Below are 10,140 nucleotides of genomic sequence, written 5' to 3' on the forward strand. Positions count from 1 at the left end.
TGAAACGCGAGGCTTCAGGCCCATATTATACTCAGATCGAGCATAAGTCGGTCTGAACCAAGGAGGACGACAAATGGCACGTCTTATCGACTCTGGCCCTGGCTGCCCCACCCCAACCCCGCTGCGCGGCGCATCCGCTGCTGAAGCGCGCGGACTGGCATATGACGACGCCGTAAAGGCCGAGACCGACGCGCTGTACCCATTGGTGCAGGATTTCATCACGCCGATGGAATGGCCCGCGATTGCGCCGCTCGTCGCGGCGATCAATCGCCTGAAAAAAGAGAAGAATGCCGTCATCCTGGCGCACAACTACATGACGCCTGACATCTTCCAACTGGTCGGTGACTTCCGGGGCGACAGCCTTCAGCTCGCCCGTGAAGCCGCCAACGTCGATGCCGACATCATCGTTCAGGCTGGCGTGCACTTCATGGCNGAGACCTCCAAGATCCTGGCGCCTGAGAAAACGGTGCTGATCCCGGACACCCGCGCCGGATGCTCACTTGCAGCNTCGATCACNGGCGCGGACGTGCGCCTGATCAAGGAGAANTTCCCGAATTATCCGATCGTCACCTATGTGAACTGCACAGCCGAGGTGAAGGCCGAGTGTCACATCACCTGCACCAGCTCCAATGCGGCTCAGGTTGTGGAAGCCATCGCGAAGGAATGGAATTCCGACACAGTGATCCTCGTCCCGGANCAGTATCTGGCGAAGAATGTGGCCGCGCAAACCGGCATTCGCGTCATGACGTGGCCTGGCGCCTGTGAAGTGCACGAATTGTTCAGCGCCGATGATGTTGATCAGCTGCGCGAGGCNCATCCGGGCGTCGTCATCCTGGCCCACCCGGAGTGCCCGCCGGACGTGCTGGAAGCCGCTGACTTTGCCGGCTCGACGTCTGCACTTGCCAANTATGTGGCNGAGGAAAGCCCGAACAAGGTGGTGTTGCTGACGGAATGCTCAATGAGCGACAATGTCGCCTCGGCAAACCCGAATGTGAACTTCATCCGTCCGTGCAATCTCTGCCCGCACATGAAACGCATCACGCTGGAAAACATCTATGACTGCCTCGTGACCGGCGAGTATGAAGTCACCATTCCGGAAGATGTTCGCGTACGCGCCAAGGAAGCACTCGACGCCATGATGGCCCTGCCGAAAATGGAGAAGCCGCTGGCNTTCGAAACCGGGCTGAAACCCATGGAACTGGAAATGGTNGTCTAACAGCCCTGCGGGGTGTGCAAATGCCTGGGCACAGCGTAATGTGCCCGGCAGGTGCGAGGAGTGGTAGGATGTTCCAGGCCAAGCTTGGTCTTGCGGCAATGGTGTTTGCAGGCTTCCTCGCCTGCGCGCCCGCCCATGCCGACAGCAAGAGCGAAACTGACCCGACCGACGTGATNGGGACGTGGAGTTTCCAGACGAAACCCTATCGCGGTGGTGAGTGCATGATGTCTGGCACGATGTANNTGTCCCCCCATCCGGAGGACGGCCAGTATGCGTGTGAACTAACGGCNGTTGAGGTGTGNTCCATGTGGGGCCGTTCGGTCGTNCGCCAGTCCTGTCAGGCGCGCCGCTTCGGCAACCAGATCTCCATTCGCTCACANATCGAAGANATGCTGGAAGCGAAAGTGGANGGCCTTGTTTACGTCCCTGACAATTTCACACTGACCGTCCAGTCCGCAGACCGAATGTTCGGCGCGCTCGTTTCAGCTGTAACGGCACCGGCGGAGTTTCGCCGGGCAACCGACGGCATCTCCTGATCCGTGGCCGTGACGTTTCCGCAAACCCTGACGGCCGATCGGCCAAGCGATGACGATGTTCTGATCATTGGCGCAGGCCTTGCTGGCCTGTTCCTGGCATTACAATTGGCGCCGCGGCCTGGTACCGTCATCTCACCGGCCCCCCTCGGGCAAGCGGCTTCATCCGCCTGGGCGCAAGGTGGCCTTGCCGCAGCGCTCCACCCGAAAGACAGTCCCGAACAACATGCCGCCGACACCGTCGCGGCCGGGGCTGGACTGGTCGACCCGATCATTGCCCGCCTGATTGCTGAGGAAGGCCCGGCGAGGGTGCGGGATCTGGTAGCACTGGGCGTGCCGTTCGATCGTACGCCAGACGGCGCGCTCGCCCTCTCCCTCGAAGCGGCACATTCCCATCCGCGTGTCGCTCGTGTCGCCGGTGATCTTGCNGGCAAGGCNATCATGGACGCGCTGGTGGCTGCGGTTGCTGCCGCGCCGCACATCACCATCATCGAAGGGGTGCGTGCAACGGGCCTGCTACAGGACAAGAATTTGCAGGTTGCNGGCGCGATACTTCGCGACACCTCNGGAAACCTCTCCACACGCACCGCCCGCGAGACCGTGCTCTGCACCGGTGGCTCCGGCGGACTGTTCCAGGTCACAACCAATCCCCCCGAAGCCCGCGGCGACGCGATTGCAATGGCTTGGGAAGCAGGCGCCCTGATGGCGGATCTNGAATTCGTGCANTTCCATCCGACGGCCATTGATATCGGGCGTGATCCCGCTCCACTCGCGACAGAAGCCTTGCGCGGNGAAGGCGCCACGCTGCACAATCGCGACGGTGNTGCNTTCATGGATCGCTATCACGAGCTCGCAGAACTTGCGCCACGGGATGAAGTTGCGCGCGCAGTGCATACGGAACGCCTTTCCGGCCGCGGCGCGTTTCTCGATTGTCGGGAGGCCGTAGGCGACCACTTCCCTGACCACTTCCCCACCGTATTCGGCGCATGCCGATCTGCCGGCATAGACCCGCGCACAGACATGATCCCCGTTGCTCCAGCGGCTCACTACCATATGGGCGGGATCGTACCGGATTTCTGGGGACGCAGCAGCCTCGACGGCTTGTCCGTGTGCGGCGAATGCACTTCAACTGGCGTGCACGGCGCAAACAGGCTGGCATCGAACTCGCTTCTCGAAGCGGTGGTGTTCGCCCACAGGATTGCAGCGCGTTTGCGGGACGCGACACTGAAAGACCCGCAATCCTCGACCGGCCATGTTCCGGCGGCCCTTCCAACCGCCGCGCTGCAAGAGCTACGCACTGCGATGTCCGAAAAATGCGGTGTCGTCAGAGACGAAACCGGAATGACAAGTGTTCTGGAACTGGTCCAGCGACTTCAATCCACGCACGGGTCCGCCCGCGCCCTGACAACTGCCCGCTTGATCGTGCAGTCGGCACTCAACCGCAAAGAAAGCCGGGGTGGCCATTATCGTTCGGATTATCCGGACACGACTGCTCCGGAACGTCAATTCCTGATCAGAAGCTTTGAGGAGACTGCGCACCCATGACGCCCGTCCCACCGCCCCTGCCCGCCATCATCCTTGATCCGATCGTCCGTCTGGCCTTGTCTGAAGACCTTGGCCGCGCCGGTGATCTGACTACGGATGCAACCATCGCACCGGACACGCAGCTGAGCGTTGTCATTGCCGCTCGCCAGAACGGTGTAATCGCAGGCATAGACGTCGCCAGCCATGCGCTTTCCCTCATTGATTCCAGTGTGAAACTGGACGTCCAGATGGGCGACGGCTCCGCTGTGAAACCTGGAGACGTGGTTGCGCGTCTGGACGGCAGCGCCCGTTCCATCTTGACCGCGGAACGCACCATGTTGAACTTCATCGGGCGGCTGTCCGCTGTCGCGACCATGACGCGCTCCTATGTAGAGAAAATCTCGCACACGTCCGCCACGATTGTCTGCACAAGGAAAACAACGCCGGGACATCGCGCGCTGGAGAAGCGCGCCGTTCGCTGCGGTGGAGGGACAGCCCACCGCTACGGCCTGGATGATGCGGTGCTGATCAAGGACAACCACATTGCCGCCTGCGACGGATCTGTTGCCTTGGCGCTTGAACGCGCGAAAGCCTATGCCGGTCATCTCCGCATGATCGAGATCGAGGTCGACACGCTGGAACAGTTTGAAGAAGCCCTGAAACACGGTCCGCACGCTGTCCTGCTCGACAATATGAGCCCGAACACGCTGCGCCGCGCGGTCGCCATGAATGAAGGCCGCGTGACGCTGGAAGCTTCCGGCGGCGTCAATCTGGATACCGTTGCGTCAATTGCCGAGACGGGCGTGGACTATATCTCTGTGGGCGCACTCACCCATTCGGCTCCCAATCTTGACGTCGGCATGGATGTCGTCTGACACTGCTGAAAAGGGCGATCAGTCCCTAACAGCAGGAGGAAATTGCCCATGAGTCAGGCGGGCGGCCGAAAGAGCATATTCATCACAGGCGCAGCATCCGGAATCGGGGCAGAGACCGCACGCTACTTCTCAAAGCGCGGCTGGTTCTGCGGTCTCTACGACGTGAACACGGATGGCCTGGATGAAGTAGAAGCCGAAATCGGCGCGAAGAATTGCATCAAGGCCAAGCTTGACGTGCGCAGCCGTGGCGACTGGGCGGGCGCCGTGAAAGATTTCGGCGACGCAACCGAAGGGGCGATGAATGTCCTGTTCAACAATGCCGGTATCGGCCGTCATGGCTGGTTTGAAAATATCACCGGCGAAGACAATGATGCGATCATCGACATCAATGTGAAAGGCGTCGTGAATGGCGTCCAGGCATCCCTGCCGCTTCTCAAGGCAACATCAGGCGCGCGCATTGTGAACACCGCCTCAACTGCAGGAATAGTGGGGTCGCCGCAACTCGCCGTCTATTCCGCAACAAAGTTTGCCGTTCGCGGGCTGACCGAGGCGCTCGATGCCGAGTTCCGGGATCTGGATATTCGTGTCACCAGCCTGATGCCGTGGTTCGTCGAAACCCCAATTCTTGAAATGGGAGATCGTGACGGCTCCAACCACAAGATGTCCGACCAGCTACGGGAAAACGGAATGAACGTGTATCCGGTTTCGATGGCCGCCGAACGCGCCTGGGAGGCCGCTCACGGCAAGGATCGGCATTACATGGTCGGAAAAGATGCAGAACGGGCCAGATTCATGTCGCGCTGGATGCCCGGCGCGATCATGAAGCGAGTCCGCGAGAGCGTACCCCCGCGAGACTAGATCTTCAGTTCAGGCCGCCTGTTGCGCCCGCCCCAGCGGCCGCGCGGGTAACCTGTGCGGTCTGGTAAGACGATACGTTCGACGATTTGCGAACCGCATTGAACTTTGGCGCGCCATTGGTGATCGTGCGCGTCGATGTCGTCACGGAGGCAGGCGCAAGCGTTGGCGCGGGGGCATCCATTGCAACTTTCTGAACCTTGGCCTCGTCCTGTGTCTTGATGACGGAAGTCGCGGCCGCGTTCACATCACGGTCAGCAGCGGCGGTGATCACACGCGCGCGCTTGTTATTGTAGTTCTGGCGGACCTGGGCCCATTCCGCTCCGCGCGGGAAGCGATAGAAGATGTGCAGGCCGATCTTGTCAGTCTTGATGAGGCCTGCGCTCCAGATCGGGTCGACATAGGTTGCGTGATAATGCGTGGCACCGCCCGTGCGCTCCTCATTGAGGTTCATCAGGACGTGGGCAGCAACCTTCTGGGATGTATCCCAATTGCGGCCACGCGGCGCGCGATTCATGGCCCCGTCACAGGTGAAAGTGAACTGGCAGCCCGTTGTGCGCGTGGCACCCTGGAAAACCACATCACAGATGCTGTCGGGATAGCGGTGATCACGAACGCGGTTCGCGATGACCTCAGCAACAGCCATCTTGCCGCCCAGCGATTCCGTGCCGGCCTCATAATAGATGGCCTGCGACAGGCATTTCGCCTCGTCATTGATCTTTTCAGCGCGTTTGATGTGTTCCGGACGGAACGAAACCAGCGATGAAAGCGCTGCACCATCACGGTCGCGCATCGCATAGCGGCTCATGGAAGAATCGGTATCGCGCTTGAGCGTGTACTCCACCGTGCGAATCCATGGCGTATCCAGCAGGCTGGGCGTCATGGGGTCAGAGCGCACAGTCACGCCGCCATCCTCAATGGTGGCCAAGCGCATCGCCTCTGCACGGAAATCAGCTTCGGCGCGCTTCTCCAACTGGAGTTCGCCGATTACAGGCAGGGTCACAGTCGCAGCGACGGCACAGACCGCAATGGTCGCCCCGCGCACAACAATATCTCTCTGCTCTTCGTTCGTCATGGCCATCCACCAACGCTTGAGCTGCTCTTGGAGCCCACGCATTGGCGACAGAGTCGCCCTTCGTGGTTGAAGAACCCTTAACATCACCGCTCCCCAATCCCCCGGCAGGCGATATAATTTCCGCCATATGCAACCCGGGTGTTGTTGGTTTGTCTTAAATTGATGACCCCGATCAGGGCCTGATTTGGACTTCGATATCCATCTCTCACGCTACCTAGCAAGAAGCTGGCCAGATACGTGAATGACTTTTCTGTCAGGATAGATACAGCGCCTTCTGGCGATTTAAACCGCCACATGAGGAAAGAGCCGCCAAGTCGCTGTAATTACGCGGAATATTTCTGCAAATTTTATGAAATTCACCGCACTGCACAAAAAAGGGTGTTGCGTCGCCGCAACACCCAAATTTTGAACGATTCGAGCGAATCCTGCCCGCTTATGCGTTCTTCAGCGCAGCATGTGCCGCGGCGAGCCGCGCGATTGGCACACGGTACGGAGAGCAGGATACGTATTCGAGTCCCGTAACGTGACAAAAGTTAATGGAAGCCGGGTCGCCACCATGTTCACCGCAGATGCCGAGCTTGATTCCAGGGCGGGTACTGCGGCCACGTTCGGCGGCCAGTTTGACCAATTCACCGACGCCAACCTGGTCCAGCGTTACGAACGGGTCCTTTTCGTAGATGCCCTTGTCCTCATAAGCCTTGAGGAACCGCCCCGCATCATCACGGGAAATACCGAGCGTGGTTTGCGTCAGATCATTCGTGCCGAATGAGAAGAATGCTGCCGATTGGGCGATTTCACCCGCCTGGAGGGCTGCGCGTGGCAGTTCGATCATCGTGCCGACCAGGTAGTCCAGCGTCACACCGGTTTCAGAAAAGACCGACTGGGCCACTTCATCCACCACGGCCTTCAGGATCGCCAGCTCTTTATGCGTTGCGACCAGCGGAATCATGACTTCAGGAATCGGCTTGCGGCCGGTTTCCTTGGACACGTTCACAGCTGCCTCAAAGATGGCGCGAGCCTGCATCTCGTAGATTTCAGGATAGGTAATGCCGAGGCGGCAACCACGGTGGCCAAGCATTGGATTGCTCTCGTGCAGCTCCGCAGCGCGGCGGCGCAGCTCGTCCACATTCACGCCGGACGCCTTGGCCACATCTTCCATATCCGCATCGGTATGCGGCAGGAACTCGTGTAGCGGTGGATCCAGCAGACGGATCGTCGCCGGGCGATCTTCCAGAATGCGGAAAATCTCTTCGAAGTCGCTGCGCTGCATTGGCAGGAGCTTGTCGAGCGCCGCGCGGCGGCCGGTCTCGCCATCGGCGAGGATCATGGCACGCACTTCCGGGATACGCTCTTCTTCGAAGAACATGTGCTCGGTACGGCAGAGGCCAACGCCTTCTGCGCCAAACTCAACAGCGGTACGCGTGTCGAGCGGCGTTTCCGCATTGGCGCGCACTTTCAGCTTCCGGGCCTTGTCCGCCCAGCCCATCAGTAGACCAAAATCACCAGACAAGTCCGGCTGAACCATTTCAACAGCGCCCATCATGACCTGACCGGTCGCGCCGTCGACAGTAACTACGTCACCCTTCTTGATCTCCCGGCCCATGACGCGGAACACGCCGGCCTTGTAGTCGATCTGCAGGCCACCAGCGCCACAGACACATGGACGGCCCATGCCACGCGCAACAACTGCGGCGTGGCTGGTCATGCCGCCGCGCGCCGTGACGATGGCGCGGGAGGCGTGCATGCCCTTGATGTCTTCCGGGCTGGTTTCGACGCGAACGAGGATCACATCCTCGCCCTTTTCAGCCATGGCCCAGGCATCTTCGGATTCGAACACAACCTTGCCAACGGCTGCGCCGGGGCTGGCCGGAAGGCCCATCACGATCACGTCGCGCTTGGCATCTTCGGAAATGGTCGGGTGCAGCAACTGGTCGAGCTGGGACGGCTCAAGGCGCAGCACGGCCTCTTCTTCCGTCACGAGGCCCTCACGCGCCATGTCGACTGCGATCTTCAGCGCGGCGGCAGCAGTGCGTTTGCCGTTCCGGGTCTGCAGCATGTAAAGACGACCGTCTTCAACGGTGAACTCCAGATCCTGCATGTCCTTGTAGTGTTGCTCCAGCGTGTTCGCGACGTCGCGCAGCTGGGTGTAGACTTCCGGCATCGACTCCTCGAGCGGTGCGTCGGTTGAGCCCAGCGTATCAGCGCGCTCGCGAGAGATTGGTGCAGGCGTGCGAATACCGGCGACAACGTCTTCGCCTTGCGCATTGATCAGGTACTCGCCGTAGAAAACCGGATCGCCATTTGAGGGGTCACGCGTAAAGGCGACGCCGGTCGCGGACGTTTCGCCCAGATTGCCGAACACCATCGCCTGAACGTTCACCGCCGTGCCCCATTCCTCCGGAATGTCATTGAGCTTTCGGTATGTGATCGCGCGGTCATTCATCCAGGAACCGAACACGGCCGTGATCGCGCCCCAGAGCTGTTCCTTCGGATCATCCGGGAACGGGCGGCCGAGATTGTACTGAACGGCGTCCTTGTAGAGTGAGATGATCTTCTTCCAGTCATCCGCCGTCATCTCGGTGTCGAGCTCGTAGCCCTCGCGATCCTTGTAGTCGTCGAGGATATGCTCGAACTCGTCATGGCTGATGTTCAGCACGACGTTGGAATACATCTGAATGAAGCGGCGATAGGAATCATAGGCGAACCGCTCGCCAGCCTTCTTCGCCAGCCCCGCCGCAGCGGTTTCGTTCAGGCCCAGGTTCAGCACCGTATCCATCATGCCCGGCATCGAGGCGCGCGCGCCGGAACGAACGGACACGAGCAGCGGGTTTTCGGGATCACCGAAGCCTTTGCCGGTTTCTTTCTCGATGGCTTCCAGCGCGGCATCCACCTGCGCTTCCAGCGTTTCCGGATACTTCCGGTCGAGTTCGTAATACGCCGTGCAAACGGCGGTCGTGATTGTAAAGCCCGGCGGTACCGGCAGGCCAAGCTTGGCCATTTCTGCGAGGTTGGCGCCTTTGCCACCCAGCAGGTTTTTCATTGAGGCGTCGCCATCTGCGCTACCGCCGCCAAAAGCATACACCCAGGTTTCGTCTGCTGGTTTCAGTGCTGCTTCACCCATGAATTCTGCCTTCCGATACATAAGTCGAGTCCCCCAAGGATACTCGGGGGCGATTTGCAATTTCTATGCTGCATCGCAGCGCCATTGGCCAGTACCAGAAAGGGTACACTCAGCGTGACAACGTTGTTCGTGACACATTGGCGCGTTGGCGCTCAGGCGCCGCGTTCCAAACTGAGACATTGACCCGAAAACGCCTTGATCTGGATCAACCGTCGATACGGGAGAAATCAGCTACGCGATGCAGCGTTGCGCGAATTTTGGTCAGCAGGGCCAGGCGATTCGCCCGGACAGCGGCGTCATCATCGTTGACCATGACGGCCTCGAAAAACGCGTCGACCGGCGCGCGGAGCTTGGCCAGCTCGGCCATTGCGCCGGTGAAGTCTTCCGCCGCCAGAGGCCCTTCGATTGCTGCCTCAACATCCGCCAACGCCTTGCCCAGCGCCTGCTCCTCGGCGGGNCCCTTCGCGATCANCGNGTCATCGACNGAGAGNTCNGACGGCANNTCGCCCTTCTTCTCCTCNGCCTTNAGGATNTTCGCNGCNCGCTTNTAGCCCGCGAGNAGGTTCGCNCCGTCCTCGGTATCCAGAAACGCCCCCAACGCCTCGACCCGGCGCGTGATAAGCACAAGGTCGTCTTCGCCAAGGGCGAAGACGGCATCGATCAGGTCGTGTCTTTGGCCTTGGTCACGGAGGACTTGTTTCAGGCGGTCAGCGAAGAAGGAGAGGAGGTCGTTCGACACTTCCAGATTCGACTGAAGTTTCAGTCGAACTTCATTCTCCAACACAATCCGCACAACACCCAGCGCCGCCCGGCGCAGCGCGAATGGGTCTTTTGAGCCCGTCGGTTTCTCGTCAATCGCCCAGAATCCAACCAGCGTATCCAGCTTGTCGGCCAGTGCGACAGCGATGCCCACAGGGTCGGTCGGAACGGAATCGCTCGGA

8 protein-coding genes are annotated in these 10,140 nt (G+C 60.1%); 5 read left to right on the top strand and 3 right to left on the bottom strand.

Annotated features, from left to right (window positions below; translation table 11 throughout):
- Positions 1–73: 73 nt before the first annotated feature.
- From nadA to CBB91_RS09960, 5 genes are all read left to right on the top strand, one after another.
- The gene (nadA, locus tag CBB91_RS09940; RefSeq protein ID WP_273013885.1) at positions 74–1,216 is read left to right on the top strand and encodes a quinolinate synthase NadA; all 1,143 of its coding nucleotides are present in this window, start codon (positions 74–76) and stop codon (positions 1,214–1,216) included.
- Positions 1,217–1,284: 68 nt separating this feature from the next.
- Positions 1,285–1,752 carry a hypothetical protein gene (locus CBB91_RS09945; protein ID WP_273013887.1) on the top strand — a complete coding sequence of 156 codons (468 nt, stop codon included), beginning with the start codon at positions 1,285–1,287 and terminating at the stop codon, positions 1,750–1,752.
- Positions 1,753–1,761: 9 nt separating this feature from the next.
- Positions 1,762–3,294 carry an L-aspartate oxidase gene (locus CBB91_RS09950; protein WP_273013888.1) on the top strand — a complete coding sequence of 511 codons (1,533 nt, stop codon included), beginning with the start codon at positions 1,762–1,764 and terminating at the stop codon, positions 3,292–3,294.
- A complete protein-coding gene (nadC, locus tag CBB91_RS09955; protein WP_273013890.1) occupies positions 3,291–4,148 on the top strand; it encodes a carboxylating nicotinate-nucleotide diphosphorylase in 858 nt (285 codons plus the stop codon). Before CBB91_RS09950 ends, nadC begins: the two co-directional genes overlap by 4 nt.
- A 48-nt stretch (positions 4,149–4,196) precedes the next feature.
- Positions 4,197–5,006: an SDR family oxidoreductase gene (locus tag CBB91_RS09960; RefSeq protein WP_273013891.1), complete on the top strand. Its 810-nt coding sequence runs from the start codon at positions 4,197–4,199 to the stop codon at positions 5,004–5,006.
- A gap of 4 nt (positions 5,007–5,010) precedes the next feature.
- Here CBB91_RS09960 and CBB91_RS09965 read toward each other — a convergent pair whose 3' ends face one another.
- From CBB91_RS09965 to CBB91_RS09975, 3 genes are all read right to left on the bottom strand, one after another.
- On the bottom strand, positions 5,011–6,120 hold the full coding sequence (locus CBB91_RS09965) for a cell wall hydrolase (RefSeq protein WP_345906794.1): 1,110 nt from the start codon (positions 6,118–6,120) through the stop codon (positions 5,011–5,013).
- 391 nt (positions 6,121–6,511) lie between these two features.
- Entirely contained in the window at positions 6,512–9,199 is a 2,688-nt protein-coding gene (gene ppdK / locus CBB91_RS09970; protein ID WP_272983527.1) for a pyruvate, phosphate dikinase, read from the bottom strand.
- A 205-nt stretch (positions 9,200–9,404) separates the two neighbouring features.
- Positions 9,405–10,140: glycine--tRNA ligase subunit beta (locus CBB91_RS09975; RefSeq protein WP_273013893.1), on the bottom strand; the 736-nt coding region annotated here is incomplete at its 5' end.

It is taken from the genome of Hyphomonas sp. TMED31, from assembly GCF_002172815.1.
In the GTDB taxonomy this organism is placed as follows: domain Bacteria; phylum Pseudomonadota; class Alphaproteobacteria; order Caulobacterales; family Hyphomonadaceae; genus Hyphomonas; species Hyphomonas atlantica.